The sequence below is a fragment of the Haladaptatus sp. W1 genome, assembly GCF_001723155.1.
Taxonomy (GTDB): Archaea; Halobacteriota; Halobacteria; order Halobacteriales; family Haladaptataceae; genus Haladaptatus; species Haladaptatus paucihalophilus.
This window is the reverse complement of record NZ_MEIH01000385.1, coordinates 15,635-37,897: the sequence shown is the minus strand read 5'-3', so window position 1 is coordinate 37,897 and position 22,263 is coordinate 15,635. Positions and strand designations below refer to the sequence as shown.

General features: G+C 60.4%; 18 protein-coding genes and 1 pseudogene. 11 read left to right on the top strand and 8 right to left on the bottom strand.

The annotated features are described in order from the left end of the window. Positions 1-229 precede the first annotated feature (229 nt). Positions 230-1,609 carry an orc1/cdc6 family replication initiation protein gene (locus BG842_RS23965; RefSeq protein ID WP_069452771.1) on the bottom strand — a complete coding sequence of 460 codons (1,380 nt, stop codon included), beginning with the start codon at positions 1,607-1,609 and terminating at the stop codon, positions 230-232. A 181-nt stretch (positions 1,610-1,790) separates the two neighbouring features. Beyond that, the gene (locus BG842_RS23960) at positions 1,791-2,018 is read right to left on the bottom strand and encodes a hypothetical protein (RefSeq protein ID WP_139136254.1); all 228 of its coding nucleotides are present in this window, start codon (positions 2,016-2,018) and stop codon (positions 1,791-1,793) included. Between the two features lie 586 nt (positions 2,019-2,604). Here BG842_RS23960 and BG842_RS23955 point away from each other — a divergent pair. The 8 genes from BG842_RS23955 (at position 2,605) to BG842_RS23920 (ending at position 10,801) form a co-directional block, all read left to right on the top strand. Further along, positions 2,605-3,783 carry a M24 family metallopeptidase gene (locus tag BG842_RS23955; protein ID WP_069452769.1) on the top strand — a complete coding sequence of 393 codons (1,179 nt, stop codon included), beginning with the start codon at positions 2,605-2,607 and terminating at the stop codon, positions 3,781-3,783. Between the two features lie 347 nt (positions 3,784-4,130). Continuing rightward, on the top strand, positions 4,131-5,516 hold the full coding sequence (locus BG842_RS23950) for an aspartate aminotransferase family protein (RefSeq protein WP_069452768.1): 1,386 nt from the start codon (positions 4,131-4,133) through the stop codon (positions 5,514-5,516). Between the two features lie 129 nt (positions 5,517-5,645). After that, positions 5,646-6,914, top strand: a complete 1,269-nt coding sequence (locus BG842_RS23945; RefSeq protein ID WP_069452767.1) for an ABC transporter substrate-binding protein — start codon at positions 5,646-5,648, stop codon at positions 6,912-6,914. A gap of 4 nt (positions 6,915-6,918) precedes the next feature. Further along, complete coding sequence (locus tag BG842_RS23940; protein ID WP_069452766.1) at positions 6,919-7,812, top strand: branched-chain amino acid ABC transporter permease; 894 nt, start codon at positions 6,919-6,921, stop codon at positions 7,810-7,812. After that, positions 7,809-8,861: a branched-chain amino acid ABC transporter permease gene (locus BG842_RS23935; RefSeq protein ID WP_069452777.1), complete on the top strand. Its 1,053-nt coding sequence runs from the start codon at positions 7,809-7,811 to the stop codon at positions 8,859-8,861. The genes BG842_RS23940 and BG842_RS23935 overlap by 4 nt, the downstream gene beginning before the upstream one ends. Then, positions 8,858-9,589 (top strand): ABC transporter ATP-binding protein, encoded by a 732-nt coding sequence (locus tag BG842_RS30735; RefSeq protein ID WP_069452765.1) that lies wholly within the window; start codon positions 8,858-8,860, stop codon positions 9,587-9,589. The genes BG842_RS23935 and BG842_RS30735 overlap by 4 nt, the downstream gene beginning before the upstream one ends. Continuing rightward, positions 9,586-10,311, top strand: coding sequence for an ABC transporter ATP-binding protein (locus BG842_RS30730; RefSeq protein ID WP_069452764.1), 726 nt, complete (start codon positions 9,586-9,588; stop codon positions 10,309-10,311). The genes BG842_RS30735 and BG842_RS30730 overlap by 4 nt, the downstream gene beginning before the upstream one ends. 4 nt (positions 10,312-10,315) lie before the next feature. Continuing rightward, complete coding sequence (locus BG842_RS23920; RefSeq protein ID WP_069452763.1) at positions 10,316-10,801, top strand: Lrp/AsnC family transcriptional regulator; 486 nt, start codon at positions 10,316-10,318, stop codon at positions 10,799-10,801. Positions 10,802-10,832: 31 nt separating this feature from the next. Here BG842_RS23920 and BG842_RS23915 read toward each other — a convergent pair whose 3' ends face one another. Then, positions 10,833-11,804: a D-2-hydroxyacid dehydrogenase gene (locus tag BG842_RS23915; RefSeq protein WP_069452762.1), complete on the bottom strand. Its 972-nt coding sequence runs from the start codon at positions 11,802-11,804 to the stop codon at positions 10,833-10,835. A 129-nt stretch (positions 11,805-11,933) separates the two neighbouring features. On the opposite strand from BG842_RS23915, the gene BG842_RS23910 reads away from it, so the two are divergent. Then, positions 11,934-13,214 (top strand): amidohydrolase, encoded by a 1,281-nt coding sequence (locus BG842_RS23910; protein WP_069452761.1) that lies wholly within the window; start codon positions 11,934-11,936, stop codon positions 13,212-13,214. Beyond that, positions 13,211-14,483 (top strand): annotated as a pseudogene (ilvA, locus tag BG842_RS33330) (threonine ammonia-lyase). Before BG842_RS23910 ends, ilvA begins: the two are co-directional and overlap by 4 nt. Positions 14,484-14,542: 59 nt before the next feature. On the opposite strand, the gene BG842_RS23900 reads toward ilvA, so the two are convergent. Both BG842_RS23900 and BG842_RS23895 read right to left on the bottom strand, forming a co-directional pair. Further along, the gene (locus tag BG842_RS23900) at positions 14,543-15,907 is read right to left on the bottom strand and encodes an aminotransferase class III-fold pyridoxal phosphate-dependent enzyme (protein WP_069452760.1); all 1,365 of its coding nucleotides are present in this window, start codon (positions 15,905-15,907) and stop codon (positions 14,543-14,545) included. Between the two features lie 78 nt (positions 15,908-15,985). Further along, a complete protein-coding gene (locus tag BG842_RS23895; RefSeq protein WP_069452759.1) occupies positions 15,986-17,620 on the bottom strand; it encodes a BCCT family transporter in 1,635 nt (544 codons plus the stop codon). 527 nt (positions 17,621-18,147) lie between these two features. On the opposite strand from BG842_RS23895, the gene BG842_RS23890 reads away from it, so the two are divergent. Further along, positions 18,148-18,801: a hypothetical protein gene (locus BG842_RS23890; protein ID WP_007980825.1), complete on the top strand. Its 654-nt coding sequence runs from the start codon at positions 18,148-18,150 to the stop codon at positions 18,799-18,801. A gap of 10 nt (positions 18,802-18,811) precedes the next feature. Here the strand turns inward: BG842_RS23890 and BG842_RS23885 are convergent, their stop codons facing one another. The 3 genes from BG842_RS23885 to BG842_RS23875 all read right to left on the bottom strand — a co-directional run bounded on the left by BG842_RS23885 (position 18,812) and on the right by BG842_RS23875 (position 22,247). After that, positions 18,812-19,201 (bottom strand): Rid family detoxifying hydrolase, encoded by a 390-nt coding sequence (locus BG842_RS23885; protein ID WP_069452758.1) that lies wholly within the window; start codon positions 19,199-19,201, stop codon positions 18,812-18,814. 49 nt (positions 19,202-19,250) lie between these two features. Further along, positions 19,251-20,633, bottom strand: a complete 1,383-nt coding sequence (locus BG842_RS23880) for an aspartate aminotransferase family protein (RefSeq protein WP_069452757.1) — start codon at positions 20,631-20,633, stop codon at positions 19,251-19,253. A 252-nt stretch (positions 20,634-20,885) separates the two neighbouring features. Then, complete coding sequence (locus BG842_RS23875; protein WP_069452756.1) at positions 20,886-22,247, bottom strand: NAD-dependent succinate-semialdehyde dehydrogenase; 1,362 nt, start codon at positions 22,245-22,247, stop codon at positions 20,886-20,888. Between the last annotated feature and the right edge of the window lie 16 nt (positions 22,248-22,263).

Here is a 22,263-nt window from a genome sequence, read left to right as displayed (position 1 = left end):
TAACGGGGTCTTTTCGTCCATCGTTACACTTCGGCGACGGGGTGAGTTGGGCCGAGAACCGGCACCTATCTGCTGATTTCGGGTTTATTCACTCTTCGAGATTCCCGTTGGCGTGGAAAACGATACACTTCGAACACGGGGTGGTAACGAACGATTCCGAGATTGTCACCGACTGCTGCTGGCAGTTACACTTCGACACAGGGGTTTGTAATCGTCTGCTATCCGTCGTTCACGAACTCTTGAATCTCTGCATCTTCGTTTGCGCGATGGTCTTGAGGTGGTCCGTTTCGTCGGCTATCGCCGAAAGTCGGGAATCTTCCGCAAGCAGATCGAGAATTGGTTGGGGATTATCCGAAAAAGAAAACTCCATGTGCATTCCCTGACCCCGGCCACGGCTTTTCCGCTCGGCGTCAACGATTCCGTACGTGTTGAGCTCTTTGACGTACTTGATGTACGTTTCGCGCGTCATCTGGTCGGCGTCCAACAGCTCCGTGATCCACTTGTAGACTTGATACCCGACGGGACTCGGGACGGACGTCGTGGCGTGGGCCGTATGTACCGCGACGGCCGCCGTTGCATAGAGTGAGATTTTCTTTTGCGTGGAGAGCCCTTCGATTTGGGTCAGCATGCGATCTTTATCAACTTCGTCCTGTGAGTCTCGGACGTGCGATTCCGTGACCATGTCGTCGTTTTGTCGGTCGGCGAGGTCGCCGGCTTTCCGGAAGAGGTCGATTCCTTTGCGGGCATCACCGTGACTTTGGGCGGCGAATGCCGCAACCAACGGAATAACATCGTCACTGAGGGCCCCGGCTCGGAAGGCGTCGCGACGGTGTTCGAGGATTTCTCGAAGCTGGTTCGCGTCGTAGTCTGAAAAGGGGATGTCTTCGGGGTTGAACGAACTCTCCGAGCGCCCGTCGACGTTCTCCATGAACTTGGGGTCGTTCGTCAGGGCGGCGACGGACACCGTCCCGTGAATGGTGTCCGTCTTCCCCGCGCGCGACAGTTGATAGAGCAGTTTCGAATACGCGGGCTCGTCTTCTCGACCGACGAGGAGGTCGATTTCGTCGAGGATGAAGATGACCGAATCGTAGTACGTGTTGATAAGGTCGTAGAGTCGTTCGTACTTCTGTTCGGTGGAGACGCCGGTTGCCGGAACGCCGGTTTTGACGCCCACGTCTTTCGCGACCGTTTCGACGAGTTTGTAGACCGCACGGTCGAGGGTGGTGATCGGCTGGCAGTTGAGACTGATAACACCGAAATTGATATCCTGTGATTCACAGAGCTCGACGATTTGTCCGCAGACGGCATTGACGATGAGGGACTTCCCGGTACCGGAGGGGCCGTAGAGAAGCATATTGGGGGGGCGCTCATCACGCAAGGCCGGTTTGAGATAGGCGACGACCGCTTGGAGTTGGTCGTCACGGCCGACGATGCGTTCTTCGTCGATGATGGTATCCGGTTCGACGAGGTTCCGGTTCACGAAAACCGATTTACCGGAGTCCTCCTCGAGGAGCTCACGAATCGTTTTTTGACCGGAGCCGTCGGCCGTCGGTGGGTCGGCCGCGGTTCCCTCGGAGCTATCCGAGAGAGCGTCGTCCGGTGTCCCCATGTCATCGTCTGGCATATCAAAAGGCAACGAGACTACGGATAAAAAACTACCTATGTCGAAGTCTAACTGCTCGAAGAGGGTAGTTTTACCATCTCAAATGGTGGACTGGTAATAATCGCTGAGAACCCCAACCGAAGTCTAAAACCGGAACCGAAGAGACGGCAAAATATCACCCCGCGAGCTAGTCCGTAATACGCAAGTTGTCGCCGACTTCGTAGAGATACCCTCGAAGCAACAGCGTTTCGAGCAGGTCGTCGACGAGTACGCTCTCGATATCATGCGCTCGAAGCACTCGACCTGCTTGCTCGTAGGTGAACGACTCACCCGAACCGAAGCGAGTACGCAGATGTGTGAGCGCTTCCGTTGCCATCGGTGATAATGGCGTGTAGTCGGAATCCCGGTGGGGCATCGTGAACAGTAATCCCTTCGACTCTCGGGGTGTTAAGAATTCGTCCCATCGAGATTCCCTCCGGATTACAATTTTCCACGTTCGCAACTGAATCGATACCTGAACGGACCACAGACAGGTACCCAAAGCCGCCATCGTGTTTGTCGATAGACCAGTGATTTGCTCTGCAATCATCGTCTCGTTGTCTTCGAGTACGGAAGAATGGGAGAAGTAGAGCGTATAGGGAAGTAGAGCGTATAGGGAAGTGGCAGAGAAAGCGGTGAGAGAGAAAGAGGTAGAGGGAAAGCGGTGGGAGAGATAGTCCCCAGAGAATGGATGGAATAGTTAACTCCTGGAAAATAGGTGGAATAGGTGGAATGGGTGGAATGGGTGGAATGGGTGGAATAGGTGGGTAGCGAGAATAGAAACAGAGCGTATCGGAAGAATCGGAAACTACCCACTTCCGCTTCGTCTCGAATTCGTCACGTGGGCGATAGCTAGACCGCTATGCGGTCAAGCCAAGCCGCAGTGTACACATGTTCTGTTTCCTTCGTACACAAAAAAGTTAAACAGCTATTCCACGACTGGTTAGATGAGTGTCGTTAGCATGCAACGAACTATCTTCGACGACAGCGAGTACGAACGGCGTTTAGAACGGACGAAAGAGCGACTGCGTGAAGCGGAACTCGACGCGCTCGTCGTGGCCGACCCCGCGAACATGAACTATCTCACGGGGTACGACGGCTGGTCGTTCTACGTGCATCAGGCTGTCGTGGTCTCCCTGGAACGTGACGAACCCGTGTGGGTCGGTCGCGGAATGGACGCCAACGGCGCACGGGCAACCACGTGGCTCGACACGGAGAGCATTCGGGCGTACGACGACGACTACGTTCACTCGCCGTACGACCGTCATCCGATGGATTACCTGAGCGCGGTTCTCGAAGACCTCGACGTGGACGACGGCGACATCGGGTTGGAGATGGACGCCTACTACTTCACCGCGAAATCCTACACGCGACTCCAGAAGAACCTCCCCGAAGCCGACTTCGAGGACGCGACGCTCCTCGTCAACTGGCTTCGAATCAAGAAGAGCGAGCAGGAACTCGACTACATGCGCGAGGCGGCGCGCATCTCCGAGGAGGCGATGCTGGCCGGACTCGACGCCATCGAGGAGGGGGTTCCCGAGTACGAGGCAGCCGCCGCCATCTACGACGGTCTCATCCGCGGCACCGACGATTTCGGCGGCGACTATCCCTCCATCGTTCCGCTGATGCCCTCGGGCGACCACACGGGGACACCCCACCTCACGTGGACCGACCGGGAGTTCGAGGACGGCGACCCCGTTATCATCGAACTCTCCGGGTGTCGGCACCGCTATCACTCGCCGCTCGCCCGGACGACGTTCGTCGGCGACCCCCCGGACGAGATTCAGCGAACGGCAGACGTGGTGGTCGAAGGACTCGAAGCCGCGCTCGATGCCGTCGAACCCGGCGTCACCTGCGAGTCGGTTGAGAAGGTTTGGCGGGACACCATCGCACAGTACGACCTCGAAAAGGAGGACCGAATCGCCTACGCGATGGGACTGGGATACCCGCCGGACTGGGGCGAGCACACCGCCAGCATGCGTCCCGGCGACGAAACGGTGCTGGAGAAGGACATGACCTTCCACATGATTCCGGGCCTCTGGTTCGACGATTTCGGGGTTGAGCTGAGCGAGACGTTCCGCGTCACCTCGAACGGTGCCGAAGTGCTGGCCGATTTCCCGCGACGCCTCTTCACGTCGTAATCCACATTCGACAAAATGTCCCTATCCGACCTCTGAAACCGGACACGAAACGAATCCAAGGGGAAAATTTGAACCTCGTTCAAATCCGCCGAAATTACGGTCTGTGTGCTCATATGACACGGAATGCCATGCATCCGTCACGCCGTTCGACTCCCCACTGAAACGTATAGTCAAATCGCTATTCTTACGATAGTGGTACGTATAGCGCCACAGCTTACCGAACAGGGGTATAGTACGCTCTAATCGGCGTGTGTCAATGTCGGTATGTTGTTGAATTGTGTTCAATAATCAAATTCAATATTGGAGTATCAGTAAAATTTTTGTCCTTGTTTGAACAGAGTTCGTACATGGGGAGTCCACCGATAGACGAACTTCACTTTGAGGCACCGAACATCCAAACGGAAGTGCCGGGACCTCGGTCGAAGGAGCGTATCGAACGACAGGCGCGCATCGAAAGCAGCGCTGTCGCATATCCCAAGCGCGTTCCGATCGCCATCGAGGACGCACAGGGGGCGACGGTTCGCGACGCGGACGGGAACACGTACATCGACATGTTCGCCGGCATCGGCGTGTTGAACGTCGGGCACGCCAACCCATATGTCCTCGAAGCAGTGGAAGCGCAGACGAGGAAGGTCGTTCACACCGTTGACTTTCCGACCGAAGCTCGTCTCGATCTCATCGAGAAACTCGACGAAATCGCCCCTGGAACGCTTCAAGGTAACAACAGGGTTGTCTTCGGCGGGCCCACTGGGAGCGACGCCATCGAGGCGACCATCAAACTCGCCAAGTACAACACGGGCGGCGACGGCCTCATCGCATTTCGGGGGGCGTACCACGGAGCAAGTTCCGGTGCACTGAGTCTGACCGCTGGTCGGAAGTACAAGCGAGAGTACACGCCGTTGCTCGCGGACGTAACACACCTTCCCTACCCGTATCCGGAACGTCAGAATCTCTCGCCCGAGGATGCCGTCGACCGCGCACTGTCGAACGTCCGTGAACTCGTTGAAGACCCGTACGGTGGCCTCGCGAATCCTGCAGGTATCTGGGTCGAACCGATTCAGGGCGAAGGAGGAGTAGTCGTTCCACCCGAGGGATTCCTCCCTGGCCTCCGTGAGATTGCCAATGACAACGACCTCCCGCTCATCGTCGACGAGATTCAGACTGGATTCGGTCGGACGGGTCAGTGGTACGCTAGCGAGTGGGAGGGCGTGACGCCAGACATCGTTCCGATGGCGAAAGCCATCGGCGGAATTGGTCTTCCGCTTTCGGCCACGATGTACCACGAGGACCTCGACACGTGGGAGGCGGGTGGACACGTCGGTACCTATCGCGGGAACGCTCCGGCGATGCGGGCCGGTTTGCGCGCCATCGAGTACATCCAAGACCACGACCTGCTCGCCCACGCTCGTGACGTCGGCGCGTACATCCGCGACCGACTGCACACTGTTGCCGAGGAGGTCCCTCAGTTACAGCAGATTCGAGGTCGCGGACTGTTCGTGGGTGCCGAGTTCGTCGACGAAGGAGGACGACCTGGCAAAGCGGCCGTGAACGCCGTTCAGCAATACTGCTACGAACACGGCGTCCTCGTGTGGAGTGCCGGACGGGATGGCGAAGTGCTCCGACTCATACCCCCGCTCGTCATCACCCACGAACTCGTGGAGACCGCTCTCAACGTCGTCACGAACGCGATTCGAGAGGTCTGTACACCCACTTCCGGCTCAGGGACAGTGTAACCCCAAAACGATTGTACTACGTTCGATACTCGACCATTTTATTGAATACTGTTCACATAAATCGAAATGATTAAATATTAGGGTGAAAGAGCGTTAGTTGTCATGCCAAAGGGTAACAATGGCCATTCTGTGAATCGACGGAACGTTCTCAAAGTAACCGGAGCGACCGGTGCAGCTAGCCTAACCGGACTCGCCGGTTGTAGCGGATTCGGGAGCTCCGAACCGGATCGGGATCATTTCAAACTCGGAGTCGTGACCTCCCTCTCCGGGGATCTTCGGTTCGGCGGGAACGTCACTCGCCGCGGCTACGAACTGTGGAAAAAGGAAGTGAACAGCAACGACGGCATCGAAATAGATGGCAGTAAGTACGAGGTGAAACTCACCTATGCGGATGCTAAGTCCGACCCGAGCACCGGCGCGGACGCTGCTTCGAAGATGATATCCAACGAAAAGGTCGATGCCGTGTTGGGACCCTATTCGAGCGGCGTCACCCTCGCTGTCGCTCCGATAATGGACAAGAACAAGATGCCACACATCACGGGAAGCGCCGAGTCCCCCCAGATATGGCAGAAGAAACCCAAGTACACCTTCGGGACGATTCCGACGGTCGCCCTCATGGCGAAAGAAGCCGCGAAATCAGTGTACAGCTTCGACCCTGCTCCCAAGTCCGTCTACATCACCGGCGTCAACACGCCGTTCTCGAAAGCGACCTCACAAGCGTTCCGATCCGCCGCCAAGGACGCAGGGGTCGATATCGCGGGCTACGAACTGTTCCCCCGAAGTACCGATTACTCGAACGTCGTGAGCAAAGCCAAGAACTCGAACCCGGACTTCCACTTCCACGGCGGTCACATCGGAAGCCACGTCGACTTGGTGAAGGCGGCTAAACAGATCGATTACAGCCCGAATGGCTTCATGTGTCACTACGGCGTGAACACGAGCAGTTTCAAGGAGGGTGCGGGTGCCGCCGGCAATTACATGTTCGGTGCGACGGTGTGGCTTCCGAAAGTCCAACGGTCCGGTGGCATGCTGTTCGGCACGCCGAAGAAGTACACCGACGCCGCGAAAACGACCTACAACAGCCAACCGGACTACACGCAGGCGGCGTCCACCGCCGCTGGCATCGTATTTCAAAAAGCGTTCAAGAAGATGGGAGTCACACCGCCGCTCTCACAGGACGAGCGGAACGAACTCGTCTCGACGCTTGAGAATATCAACGTGAAAACGTTCTACGGTGACGTCCAGTTCGAAACTGATGGCGAGTTTTATCACAACAACGTGAAGACTGAACCGCTTGCGATTCAGTTGGACAAAAAGGGCGAACCCACCATCGTTGGACCGAAGGACGCCGCCGAAGGGACACCAAAGTACCCTGTCCCCGGTTGGAATAAACGGTGACCCCATGGTCGATTCAGGATTACTCGTTCAGACGGTCATCAACGGGTTGCTACTCGGCGGCATCTACGTCACCGTCGGCGTCGGGTTCTCGCTTGCGTTCGGCGTCCTCGAAGTCGTTGACTTCGCCGTCGGAGAGTACGTGATGCTCGGTGCGTTCACGGCCGCGCTCCTCGTGCCGCTCTTCGGTAACGAAGGGCTGTTCGTCATCCCGTTCGTGTTGCTCGCGTACTTCGCACTAGGCTTTCTCATCCAACCATTCATCCATCATGTGACCACCGGCGACCGCCCCCATCCGTTGTTGATGGGGCTCGTGTTCACGTTCGGGCTGGCTACCTTCATGCGTGGTTCGGTCCTTTCGATTTTCGGTCCGAACAACAAGAACGTCCCGTCGTCCATTCTCGCCGGCCGGCTATCCATTTCCGGCGTCGGTGTGTTTCCGACGGTTCGGGTCGCAACGGCCGTATTCGGTTTGTTGGCGCTCGGCGTCTTCATGTACTACCTCTACAACACGAAAGGGGGTGTCGCCATCCGAGCCATCGCCGAGGATAGGACGACAGCGCGACTAATGGGAATCAACATCAACCGATATCAGTCCATTGCGTACGGCGCGTACGCCGGACTCACTGCTACCGCCGGGGTGTTCATCGGGCTCGTTTTCACCGCGAATCCAGGGATGGGAATCCAGTACACGGCGTTCGCGTTCTTCATGGTTGTCCTCGCAGGGTTGGGATACCTACCGGGCGTCATCGTCAGCGGAATCGTCCTCGGACTTACACAGTCGATTACGGCCGTCTACCTCGGCGGCGAACTCGTGCTGTTCGCCCTCTTCACGCTCATTTACGTGGTACTGCTCGTCTCACCGGCAGGAATCCTTGGCAAGGGGGAGTGGGCGACATGAGCGACGACAAGTCGGATGCGACGCAAACGTCGAAGCCAGTGGTTGATAGTCGATTTCCAACACTCGGGTTGGGAATCGAAGAGAGCACATACCTCCGTCTCAGCCTATATGGCGTCGGGTTGATCGCTCTCTTGGCACTCCCCTTCTTCGTGAACTCGTTCTGGACGCGTATTGCGCTCCAAGCGCTCATGTGGATCGGGTTGGCCCAATCGTGGAACATGATCGGTGGATACGCTGGCTACTTGGACTTCGGCCACGGCGCGTACTTCGGCGTCGGCGCGTTCGTGACCGGTATCGTGATGGTTCAGTTCGGAGCCCCGTTCCTCGCGGGACTCCTCCTCGCTGCCGCCGTCGGTGCCGGCCTCGCGTACCTCATTGCCGTCCCGACGCTTAGACTCAAGGGAGCGTATTTCGCCATCGCCACGTGGGCGTTCGCGGAAGCGGTCAAACAGGGAGCGCTCATCACCGATATCACCGGTGGGACCTTCGGGATGAGCCTTCCGGTGGGACCGCCACCGGCAATCTTCTACTACGCGATGCTCGCCATGACAGCAGGAACCCTGCTACTGACCTGGAAACTCTTCGAGCGTAGCGAGTTCGGCTTTCAGGTCAAAGCGCTCCGCGACGACGAGGACGCGGCCGAATCGCTCGGCATCGATACGACGCGCGTCAAGCGTCAGGTGTACGTCCTCTCGTGCGTCGTCGCGGCGCTGTTCGGCAGCCTCAACGCCTACTTCATCACCTACATCCATCCCAACTCCGTCCTCGCCCCTATCGTGACCGACCGAATGGTCATCATGGCGCTGTTGGGCGGTCTCGGAACCGTCGCTGGCCCGGTGGTTGGTGGGCTTATCGTGTTCGCACTGGAACGCCTTTCGGCGTTGTTCCTCGGCGAGTCGACGTTCTACCTGCCGCTGATAGGCGTTCTGATAATGCTCGTCGTGTTGTTCGCCCCGAGCGGCATCGTCGGCTTTCTCAACGGGGACGTTGGCAGCACCGACATCAAACGCAACCTCCGCGAACTAGCAGACAAATTCAATTTCAGATGACCGAGACAATTCTGCACACAGAGAACCTCACGAAGAAGTTCGGCAAACTGACCGCGAACGACCACATCTCCCTCGAAGTACCGCGGGGAGAGATTCGTGGTATCATCGGCCCGAATGGGAGCGGCAAGACGACCTTCTTCAACACCCTCACGGGATATTACGAACCCTCCGGCGGGTCGGTCGTCTTCGACGGTACCGACGTGACCGGTTGGAAGCCACACCGAATCGCTCGCCGCGGGATGGGTCGAACCTTCCAGATAGTCTCACCGTTCAAGAACATGACCGTCCGGCAGAATTTGCTCGCCGTGAGGGCACCCGACGAGGTGGACAAAGACGAACGGGCCGACGAAATCCTCTCGTTCCTCGAAATCGACCACATCGCGGACAACCAGGCCCGCGGGATGAGTGGTGGCCAGCAGAAGTTACTCGAATTGGCTCGGGTACTGATGTTGGACCCCGATTGCATCCTACTCGACGAACCGACGGCGGGCGTTAACCCCGCCCTCGAAAATCGAATCCTCGAACACATCGAGACGCTCAACGAACGGGGAACAACGTTCGTCATCGTGGAACACGATATGACGGTGATGCGGACGGTCGTGGACACCGTCTCCGTCTTCGACCAGGGCCGCCACATCGTCGAAGGCCCGTTCGAGGAGGTAAAACGGGACGAACACGTCCGTGAGGCCTACCTCGGTTCGGCCGCCGACGAGGGGGTGTCGCTGTGACCAGCACAGACGAACCCCCCACGCTTGTAGCCGAGGATGTTGTTGCCGGCTACGACGAACACGAAGTGCTGCATGGGGTTTCGCTGTCGTCACATCCCGGCGTCACCTGCATCTTCGGACCGAACGGTTCCGGCAAGTCGACTATGTTGAAGACGCTGAACGGCGTCGTGCCGATTTGGTCGGGGACGGTTCGATACGGCGAGAAGGAGATCACCGACCTCAACCCAGAGGAAATCGTGACGACCGGAATCGCGACCCTCCCACAGGGCGGCGGCGTGTTCGAATCGCTCACGGTAGCCGAGAATTTGCGCGTCGGCGGATTCACGGAGGCGGACGGTGACGTCCTCGCGCAACGACGGGAGGAAGTGATCGAAGCGTTTCCTGCCCTCGAAGCGAAACTCAACGTGAAAGCCCGTTCACTCTCGGGCGGGCAGCAGATGATGGTCAGCCTCGGTCGGGCGATGATGACCGGCGCGGACACGTACCTGTTGGACGAGCCCTCCGCCGGACTTGCCCCGGCGCTCGTTGACGACGCGTTCGACCTCATCGAAACTCTCGTTGACCGCGGGTCGCGGGTGATTCTCATCGAACAGAACGTGTCTGCCGCACTTCGACTGGCGGATTACGTGTACATACTCGCCGAGGGTGACCTCCAGTTCGAGGGGATTCCGGACGAACTCGCGGACGAGGAGGAACTGATAGAACTATATCTGGGACTCTGACACGATGGACGAAAAAGACATTCGTATCCTCAACGCTATTGCGACAGAGCGGACGTCCAGTCCGGACGCCATTCATCAGGCGACGGACATCCCGAAATCCACCGTTCACTATCGGTTGACGAAACTCCGCGAACAGGGTGCCATATCGAACGAGATGACGGACGTTGATCTCGAAGAAATCGGACTCCCAATAACCGTCATATCGGAAGTGATAGCCGAGTTTGAGGAAGGCTATCACCACGAGGTGGGGGAGAAAATCGGTGAAATCGAGGGCGTCAATCAGGTCTACTTCACCATGGGCGATACCGATTTCATCGTCATCAGCAACCTTCCGACGCGTGGGATGGTGGAGGGGCTCATTGAGGAGTTCGAGCGCATCTCAGCAATAAAACGAACCAGTTCGAAGTTCGTCATCACGACGGTCAAATCCGAAGCCAACCCGATCGCTGACTTCGAACTCGACACGCTGCTCGGAATCCTATCCGACTGAGAAGCCGTCGAATCGACAACTACCTCTCTGACTACGTCGTCTCCGGCGCGAGGACCTGATTTTCCAACGGTTCGCCCGTTTCGAGGCGTTCGAGGTTCCCCGCAACGATGTCTGCGAGCCGGTCCCAGTGGAGCGGCGTGTGTCCGCCGGTGTGCGGCGTGATGAGGCAGTTCTCCAAGTCCCATAGCGGATGGTCGGCCGGGAGGGGTTCGGGGTCGGTCACGTCGAGTGCCGCTCCGCGAATCTTGTTCGACCGGAGCGCGGCGACCAGCGCGTCGGTATCGACGATTGGGCCGCGAGCGGTGTTGACGAGAACGGCGTCCGTCGGCATCGTCGCGAGCTCCGACTCCCCGATGAGACCGCGCGTCGCCTCCGTGAGCGGACAGGCAACGACGACGTACCGACTGCGAGAGAGGGCGTCGTGGATGGCGTCCTCGTCGAAGCCGACCACTTCGTCCGTCGGGCCGCCCTTCTCCGGCGTGTACCGAACGCCGATGGTCTCTACCTCGAACCCTTGAAGACGTTGGGTGACCGCCTGTCCGATGGACCCGAGACCGATGACGGTGACAGTGCTCCCGGTGAGTTCCCCGGATTGGAAATGCCGCCACTCGGAGCGCCGCTTGCGTCGCCAGCCCTCGTGCAGACGACGGGAGAAGACGAGCATGTTGCCGACGGCCTGCTCGGCGATGCCGGGCGCGTGGATGCCCCCCGCGTTCGTCACCGCGACGCCGCGTTCGGCGAGTACGTCCATGGGAACGTGATCGGTGCCCGCGAACGTACACGTGAACAGTTCGAGTCGGTCGGCGCGGGCGAGCAGCGCTTCGTCTACGGTGATGCCGGTGACGACCCGGGCATCCGCGACGAGTTCGCGCTCCATCTTCGGCGTCCGAGCGTGAACGACGGTTCGGTCGGGGAGACGTTCGCGCAACGCCTCTGCGTACGATTCCATCGAGAGTCCTTCGGTCCCCTCGCGGAGGACGACGATATCCGGGTTTTCACTCATGTGCACCACCGCGTCTGCTGACGCGAATCGACGGTCGAACGATTGTCAGGCCCCACCTTAGTCCTTTTGTGTAGTCGCTGTCAACGAATTGCGTTTACAATTAAGTGGCTGGGCGTGCCAGTACCACGCATGGCGGAACCAATACGCGACCGACTCGCCGACGTGCGGCGGGAGTTTCATCGGTACCCGGAACCGGCGTGGCGCGAGTTCTACACGACGCATCGACTCGTTGAGGAGATTCGGGAGGTCGGCGTCGACGACCTCGCCGTCGGCACGGAGGCGTACGACAGCGACGACAGGATGGCCGTCCCAGACGCCGAGGACATCGAGGAGTGGTCCGAGCGCGCCCGCGAACGCGGTGCCGACCCGGATCTCCTCGACAGCATGGCGGGGGGAAACACCGGGGTCGTCGCCGTCTTGGATCGAGGGGCCGGGCCGACGGTCGGCTTGCGGGTGGATATCGACGGCCTGTTCATCGAGGAATCGACGGACGGCGACCACGTTCCCGCCGCCGACGGCTTTCGGTCGGAGGGAGATGGGACGATGCACGCCTGCGGTCACGACTCCCACATGACGTGGGGGTTGGCGGCGCTCGAAGCCATCGCGGAGAGCGACTTCGAGGGGACGCTCGTCGTCTTCTTCCAACCCGCCGAGGAGGTGTCGGGTGGCGGCCACCCGATGGCGGAGAGCCGGTTCGCCGACGACCTTGATTACCTCTTTGCCGTCCACGTCGGATTGGACCATCCGACCGGCGAGGTCGTCGCCGGAATCGAGCGCCCGCTCGCCATGTGTCACGTCGACGTGACGTTCGAGGGAACCTCCTCACACGCCGGAAAAGCGCCGCAGGACGGCGATAACGCGATGCAGGCGCTCGGAACCGCCATCCAGAACGCCTACGCGATTCCGCGGCACGAGGACGGGATGACCCGCGTCAACCTCGGATGGGCGGAAGCCGGGACGTCGAGCAACGTCATCGCCGATTTCGCACACGTCGAAGCGGAGGCGCGCGGCGAGACGACCGAACTCATGGAGTACATGCAATCCCGCCTGAACCGGACGCTCGAAACCGCCGCCGAGATGCACGGCTGTGACGTTGACATCGACGTGCGGAGCAAATCCCCGCGCGCGGACAGCGACCCCGAACTCGCCGACGTCGTGGCGAACGTCGCCCGCGACGTCGATGGCGTCGAGTCGGTCCTCCCGGCCGCGGACTTCGGCGCGAGCGAGGACGCCACGTTCCTGATGCGACGGGTACAGGAGAACGGCGGTCTCGCCACGTATCTCATCGTCGGCACCGACCATCCGACGAGCCATCACACGCCGACATTCGACGTCGACGAACGGAGCCTCGAAATCGGCGTCGACGTGCTGGTCGAATCCATCCGTTCCGTCCCGGGGACCGAAGCGTGAACTCCGAACGGACGAACGACGAGGACGTGTACCCGTCCGCCGACGATGTCGTGGGCGTGAACGACGTGAACGCCGCTCGAACGCGTCTCGACGGCGTGATTCACCGGACGCCACTCGACCGCTCGACGACGTTCGCGGAGCGAAGCGGGGCGGCCTCTGTGGGCCTCAAACTGGAGAACATGCAACGAACGGGGTCGTTCAAGAGTCGCGGCGCGTACAACACGATGGCGCAGTTGTCGTCGTCTGAGCGCGAGCGCGGCGTCGTCGCGTCGAGCGCGGGCAATCACGCGCAGGGCGTCGCCTTTGCCGGGGGATTGCTCGGCATCGACACGACCATCGTCGTCCCGAGGTGACTCCCTCCGCGAAGATAGAAGCGACCAGAGAATACGGCGCGGAAGTCCTCGTCGAAGGCGATATCTACGAACGGTCCTACGAGCACGCCCTCGAACTCGCGGACGAGGAGGGGTTGCGATTCGTCCACCCGTTCAACGACGAGGAGATAATCGCGGGACAGGGAACCGTCGGCCTCGAACTGCTCGACCAGTATCCGGAACTGGATTCCCTCCTCGTCTCCATCGGCGGCGGCGGCTTGATTTCGGGAATCGCAACCGTTCTCAAGGCGCACGACCCGGACATCCGTGTCGTCGGCGTGCAACCGGAGGGCGCGTTCCACGCCAAGCCGTCGCTCGAACGCGACGAAATCCACGAACTGTCGGGCGTGGACACCGTGGCTGAGGGTATCGCCGACACTCGACTGCTCGACAAGACCTTCGCCGTCATCCGCGAGCGAGTGGACGACGTGGTGAGCGTCAGCGACCGCGAGATGAGCGTCGCCGTCGCGCTCCTCGCAGAGCGGGCGAAAACGGTCTCGGAAACCGCTGGCGCAGCGCCGCTCGCGGCGCTGCTCTCCGGCGCGGTGGACGTCACGAACGAACACGTCGCGATAATCGTCTCCGGGGGAACGTGAACCTCTCCGACCACGCCGAGCGTACCCGCTCCGGTTTGATGCGACTCGGCCGGTACGCGGAGGCCCGCCTCTCGGTCGCGGACTGGCCGAGCGGACTCGATGCGCTCACTGAAACCCTCGAACGACACGGCGCGGAACTGGAGGAACTGGAGCGGGCGCGCCGAACCGACGCGGACGACCCGAATCGAACGCCGGTGACCATCGGCGTGGCGGGAGGTGGACGGGACCACCTTTCGACGGTGTTCGACGCGCTGGACGACCGGGACGGCATCGCGGTGGAGAACGGTCCGTTGGACGGGTAAAATCGGTCGAAAATCGCTACCGGGCGGCGATTCGACGGCCGGAATTCGGTTCGAACCTTTTAGGCCGGTTTCACGGACGGCGTTCCCGCTGCCTCGATGGCTTCGTTCAGGATGCCGACGCCGAGTTCGATTTCGCGTTCCGTCGAGTCCAGCGGCGGGAGGAGCCGGATTGTCTTCGACCCACAGCCGAGGGTGAGGAGTCCGCGTTTCAGCGCTTCGCGGACGACATCATCGCGTCGGTCCGCCGTGTCGAACTCCACGGCGAGCATCAGCCCTTTGCCGCGCACGTCATCGACGTGTGCCGGTGCGCCATCGCGGAGCAACTCCTTGGCTTGCCTGCCGCGTTTCGTCGCGTTGTCGAGCAGGTCGTACTCCTCGATGGCTTCGAGCGTGAACGCGCCCTGCATCGACGCGAGGAGGTCGCCGCCGCCGAACGTCGACCCCAGACGGTTCTTCTCGGACGGGAAGAGGTCCGACCGCGAGATGGTCGCGCCGGTTCGAAGCGCCTTCGCGCTGGCGATGACGTCGGGTTCGATGGGGTAGTGATCGGACGCCCACATCTCCCCCGTCCGTCCCACGCCGGACTGGATTTCGTCGACGACGAGCGGGATGTCGTACGTCTCACACACGTCGTCGATTTCGGCCATGAATTCGGTGTTCGGGAACCGATAGCCCCCCACTCCCTGAATCGGTTCGATGGTGACGAACGCCACTTCGTCGGGGTTGACGTGGCCGCCTTCCGGTTGGAGCGCGTTCCGTAGCTGTGAGCCGTTCTCGGTGAAAAAGCCACAGTCACAAGCGTCGTCGGTGTCGCCGGACGCCTCGCAGAACGGGACCATCCGAACGCCGCCGATTTCCGGGTAGTGGCGCGTGTACACCTCGTTGGAACGGGTCAGCGAGAGGGTTCCGAGCGTTCGTCCGTGAAAGCTCCCGTCGAACGTGTAGGCGTACTTGGCGGCGGGCTTGTGGTCGTGGGTTATCTTCATCGCGTTCTCCATGGCCTCGGCCCCGGAGTTCGAGAGGAAGACGGTGTCCATGCCGTACTGACTGGAGACATCGACGAGTTTCTCGACGAGGTGGCTCGACGCGGGAAACTCCGCCGTTTCCGGGTCCGGTCCCGCGCCGAAGTACATGTCCTGTCCGGCGACCTTCATCGGTTCGACGAGCGAGAACTCGCGCAGTTTATCCAGAATCTTCTCGTTGTTGTAGCCGAGCGGTGCCGCGCCGATGTGGCAGGTAAAATCGAGTAAGACGTTGCCGTCGACGTCGGTGACGAACGGGCCGTCCGCTTCGCCCGTCACGTCCCAGACGAACTCGTGTGAGAACTCGCTCGGCGCGGAGTGCTCATGATGAAAGTCGATCCACTGCTGTGCGTTCGGACCGGGGAGCGTGGCCACCTCGGGATTCGCCGTGTCCCTATCCATACACAATGTTCGTATATTGCGTTATTAAAACTTGTTGTCGTTGCAGGATTGGACGATGGTTGCCGGTCGAGTAGCCGGTCAGTCGTCGTCTTGCCCGGCCACCTTCGCCCCGTCCGTCGATTCCTCCCGTACCGTCGGCGCGCCGATGAGTTTCGTGCGGTCCTGGAGGAGGATGCCACCGGATTCCTCCTGGAACGTTTTCACGAGCCCGAGCATGGCGAGGAGACAGACGACGGCGAAGGGTGCGCCCGTGATGATGGATGCGGATTGGAGCGCATCGACACCACCGACCACCATGAGAATGGATGCGACCGTCCCCTGAAGCACCGCCCAGAAGATGCGGTTGATAGAGGAGGGGTGTTCCTTTCCGCCGGTTGTTATCATTGACACCGCCAGCGTCGAGGAGTCGGCGGACGTGACGAAGAACGTCGTCACGAGGATGAGGAACGCGGCGAGGAGAAGCGGGCCGATGACCGGAACCGCGTTGAACAGAACGAACCCGGCGACCGACGCATCATATTGACCGATGGGGCCGAGAATTTGTGCGACACCCGTGTTCTGCATCGTGACGGCCGTCCCGCCGACGATAATGAACCACGGGACGGTGGCCATCGACGTCGCTCCGATTCCGGCGAACGCGACTTCGCGGACGCTCCGACCACGCGAGATGCGGGCGATGAACAGCCCAGCGAACGGCGACCACGCCAAGGGCCACAACCAGTAGAAGACAGTCCATTGGTTCACCCACTTGTCGTAGGTGGGTGGTTGGGCCGCTTCCGTGAAGAGGCTCATCCTGAAGAAATCGGTGACGAACCGACCGAACGCCTGTGACCCGAGTTCGAGGATGCGGAACGTTGGACCGAAGATGAGGGTGGCGACCATCACGAGGAAGAACAACACCATGTTGAAGTTCGAGAGCCACCTGATACCCTTGTTGACCCCGAGAACGAGCGAGGTGGTGAAGACCACGGTCATGCCCGTGATGACCAAGATGGTCCCCACGTCGCCGAGTTCGATGCCCCATTGGAAGCTCAGCCCCGTGATGAACTGGCTTCCGACGAACCCCAACGACGTGGCAACGCCGCCCAGCGTTGCGAAAACGGCGAGGATGTCGACGGCCTTCCCTATCGGTCCGTCGACGTTGTCGGCACCGAGTATCGGCGTCAACACCGCCGACACCCTGAGCGGGGCGTCGTAGTTATAGACGAAGTAGCCGATGGCGAGTCCCATCACGGTGAAACACGACCACTGGGTGAGACTCCAGTGGAAGATGGCGTACTGCACCGCGACGGGCATCGCGGCCGCCGACTTGTCAGGTACGTCGTATAGCGGCGGCACGCTCCCGTAGTGCGTGAGCGCCTCCGCCGGACCCCAGAAGACGATGCCCGCCGCGAGTCCGGCCGAATACATCATGGCGAAGTACGAGAGATAGCTGTATTCTGGGTCTTCGTCGCCTAACCGGAGTTTTCCCCACGGGCCGAAGATGAGGAACGCGAGGAAGAGGACGAAGGCCAACATCACGATGAGGAAGTACCAGTTGAAGTACTCCAAAATCCAGAACTGTATTCCCTCGACAAAATCGTACGAGTCGGCCGGATTCAACACGAACGCGGCGACGAAGACGAGCGTGACCGCCGCACCGGCCCCGAAGATGGTCGGTTCGATTTCCTCGCGGAACTCGGCGATTGCACCTTGGTCGTCGGAGTTGCTCATTCGAATCCACCCCCCAGCCGTCGGGCCGACGGCTGTGTTCTCGGCCCGGTATTCGTCGTCTTCGGTTGCCGAACGGTCATTCCGCCGTCCCCGATGGTCAATCCGTCCTTCCCGTAACGGCTGTGTGATTTGTGTCTCATGGGTGATAATTGATGGCAATAGCCATGGTGTATGGTGGCATACATAGCATGCATCGTGAATGACGGTGATAAATATTACGGATATTGATGCTAGCGCATACAGTATATGTTTATAAGAATGAGGTGAGAACGTTATCTGTGTACGACTACAACAGTTATATGATATATGATGGTATAACATGCTTTATGGAAAATGGATGGTGGCCGTTCTACCAGAAGGAATTCGACAACGGGGCCATTCCCGTTCGAAACTCGCGGTGGTGAAGAGCTAATCGGGGTTACTCCCGTGCTCACCGGGGATACGGCCGGCCTTTCCGCCGTTTCGAATCGGGGTCCGAAAACCGCACCTTCGTAACCCTTAATCAGTGTCGTACACAATTTCCGTTTATGAGTGATGAACCATCCGAGCGCGAGGCGAGATACGACCTCGCCTACTCCGCAGATCGGGACCGAGGCATCCTCACGCCGAGCGACAGGGAGTTCCTTATCGGGCGAAAATCCGACTACACGGAGCACTCCAAAAAGCAGAAGCGAAATCGGATTCGCCGTCGCCTCCGGAACGCCATTCTCGACTTTACTCTTCTCTTCGAACACCTCGAAGACCGTGACCGGGAGACGGTCTTCAACCCCGACGACGACGCGAGGGACGCCTACACGCAGGGAATCACCGACATGCTCGCGTTCCTCCATCTCGGGACGATGGGCTACTACACCCCGTTCAAGGACATGCTCGCCCAAGGCGTCAACGAGGCCGAACAGGAACTGGCGGGGTCGGACTACCGCATGGTCACGGTAGATTTCAACGTCGAACCGGTCGGTCAAATAGACGTGGACGAGGTCATCGACAAACTCGAATTCGGCGACTTCGAGGAGATAACCGACGAGGAACTCCGCGCGTTCATCCGCCTCCTCACCGAATCCGACGAGTTCTCCGCCACGTCCATGCGCTCGGAGATGAAAGAACAGATGCACTCGTTCATCGAGAAGGTCAACGCCGCGGCGGAACAGCGCGACCAGCGCGTCGAAGAGCTGAACGACTGACGGTATCGAGTCAGCCGAGGTACGCGATAGCGTCCATTTCGACCCGCACGTCCCCCGGAAGCCGTGCGACTTCGACGCAGACCCGCGCCGGTGGCGTGCCGGGAACCCGTGCGCCGTACGCGTCGTTGACCGCATCGTAGTCGTCGAGGTCGGTCAGATAGACGGTCGTTTTTACAACGTCGTCGAGGCCGTCGCCGCCCGCCTCATCGACGACGGCGGCGATGTTATCCAACACGCGCTCGGTCTGCGTTCGGATGTCACCCTCGATATCGTCACCGGTTTCGGGGTCAACGGGACCGTACCCGGAGACGTACAGCGTGTCGCCCGCGTGGACGCCTTGCGAATACGGGTTCTCGTTGCGCGGTGCCTCGTCCGTGATGATTCGGTCGGTATCACTCATGGTGGTTCGAAATCGTTCGGAGGTTCGAAGAGTCGGTCGAAGGTTCGTTCTACGCGGTCGCCTGCCGTTCCGCGGTCACTTCCCGGACGGCCTCGACGATGACGTCCATCGCGATCTCGGCCAGTTCCTCCGTGAGGACCAGCGGCGGGAGGAGGCGGAGGACGTTGCCGTGGCGTCCGGCCTTCCACACGAGAACGCCCTGTTCGTAGCAGTACTGTTGAATCGCGTCGACGGTTTCACCGTCCGGGTTTCCGTCCACGTCCACGAACTCCGCGCCGACGAACAGCCCTTTTCCACGAACCTCGCCGATACTGCCGGTTTCGGTCGCGGCCTCGTTCAGCCGGCCGCGGACGTACTCGCCGAGGTCGCGGCCGTGCGCCAGCAGGTCGTGGTCTTGAATGTACTCGATGGCGCGCGTTCCGGCCCGCATCGCCACGACGTGCCCGCGGTAGGTGCCCGCGTGGTCGCCCGACCCCCACGTGTCGAGGTCCTCGTGGTACATCGCCCCGGAGAGCGGGAAGCCGACGCCGCCGAGCGCCTTCGCCGTCGTCATCACGTCCGGCGTGACGTCGTACCACTCGCTCGCCCACCACTGACCGGTGCGCCCGAGGCCGCTCTGAATCTCGTCGAAAACGAGCACGACGTCGTTGTCGTCGGCGATTTCCCGAAGCCCGGTGAGGAACCCTTCCGGCGGCGTGATGATGCCGCCTTCGCCCTGAATCGGTTCGACGAAGATACCCGCCGGGTTCGCCAGTCCGCCGTAGGGGTCTTCGAGGATGGCTCGAACCTCTTCGAGCGCGTGGTCGACCGCTTCCTCCGGCGTCTTGTCCTGCCCGAACGGATGGGGATAGGGCGCGTGAACGACGTCCGAGAGGAGGGGCGTGTAATCGCCCTTGAAACCCTTGTTTCCGGTGAGGCTCATCGCGCCGCTGGTCGCGCCGTGGTACGCCCCCCGAAATGCGATGAGGCCGTCGCCGCCCGTGTTGTACTTGGCGAGCTTTATCGCGGCCTCGATGGCATCGCTCCCAGTGGGCCCGCCGAAGACGAACTTGTTGTTGCCCTGAAGCGCCCCGGGCGCGATTTCGTCGAGCTTCTCGATGAGATCGAGGCGCGCTTCGCTCGGAAAGTCCACGGTGTGGACGAGTTTGTCCGCCTGTTCGTGCACCGCATCGAGAACGTACGGGTTGGCGTGTCCCACGTTCAGCACGCCGATGCCAGCGAACATGTCGATGTACGTGTTCCCGTCCGCGTCACGAACCGTCGCACCCTTGCCCGATTCGAAGGCTATCGGAATGTCCTCCGGGTACGAAACCGCGCTGCTGTCGATGTCGCGCTGTTTGTCCAGCAATTCCCGCGTGTTCGGTCCCGGAACGGTTCCGACGTCCGGTGCGTCCTCGAAATGGAGTTCGTCTATCGGTGGACTCGCCGTCATATGGGATACCATGTGAAAGAATTATAAATAAGTTGTCCACGATTTCTATATGCGGCATAAACGAAATTTGAATTCGGAACCCGTACACGGTTTTCGTACTGAGAGGCAATAAAGGCATTCAATTGACATTTACTCGCAGGAATTATCCACTGTAGAAGATGCGCGGGCCGGAGAAACGGCTCCGTTCGTCCACCTACCTCGAGAGCAGAAACGACCGTTCGAGTGACGATTCGACGGGAAAGATGGGATTCGCTATTCGACCCAGATGGTCTTTCGGTTGACGAATTCCTGAATACCGATTTCGGAGAGTTCGCGCCCGTAGCCGGATTCCTTGACACCGCCGAACGGAACCCGCGGGTCGGATTTCACGAGTTGGTTGACGTACACGCAGCCCGCGTCGATTTCGTGGGTGAGTCGTTCGCCGCGCTCCCGGTCTTCCGTCCAGATGCTCGCGCCGAGGCCGAACTCCGTGTCGTTCGCCTTCGTAATCGCGTCCTCCTCGTCGGCGACGCGGTAGACGGATGCCACGGGGCCGAACAGTTCCTCCGCGTCCGCGGGACAGCCCTCCGGAACGTCGGTGAGAATCGTCGGCGGATAGAACGCACCCTCGCGGTCGAGCGGTTCGCCGCCGAGTTCGACGGTCGCGCCCGCGTCCACGCTCTCGGTCACCTGCTCGTGGAGTTCCTCCATCAGGTCCGCGCGGGCCTGCGGGCCGATGTCGGTGTCTTCGTCCATCGGGTCGCCGACCGTCAGCGCGTCGAACTCGTCGATGAGTCGGTCGATGAACTCGTCGTATATCGCGTCGTGGACGATGAAGCGTTTCCCCGCGATACACGACTGGCCGCCGTTCTGATTGCGCGCCCACGCGCCGGTCTCCGCCGCCGCGTCCAAGTCCGCGTCGTCGAGCACGACGAACGGGTCGCTGCCGCCGAGTTCGAGAACGGTCTTTTTGAGGTGCTCCCCGGCCGTCGATGCGATGGCTCGACCCGCGGGGCCGCTCCCGGTGAGGGTCGCCGCCTTCACCCGGTCGTCGGCGAGCAGGTCCTCGACGGACGACGAGGGGAGGAGCAGGGACTGGAAGACGCCTTTGGGATACCCCGCGTCGCGGAATATCTCCTCGATGGCCAGCGCACACCCCGGCACGTTCGAGGCGTGCTTCAGAATCCCGACGTTCCCCGCGGTGAGGTACGGGGCCGCGAAGCGGAACACCTGCCAGAACGGGAAGTTCCACGGCATCACCGCGAGAACGGTCCCCAACGGCTCGTACGACGTTTTCACGGCGGAACCGGCCGGACTCGGGTGGTACTCGTCCGCGAGGTACGCGTCCGCGTGTTCCGCGTAGTGGTTACAGAGCCATTCGCACTTCTCGACCTCCGCTTTCGCTTGCGAGATGGGTTTTCCCATCTCCCGCGTCATTAGCTCAGCGTACTTCTGTTTTCGCTCGCCGAGGATATCAGCAACGTCCGAGAGGAGTTCCTCGCGCTCCCGAAGCGGACGGGTTCGCCACGAATCGAACGCGTCCGTCGCGGTGTCGAGCGCCGCCTTGGCTTCGGTGATGTCCTCATCTTCGTACGTTTCGATCTGGTTGCCGGTTGCGGGATTGATTACGTTCATAGTCCTTTTTCGTTGA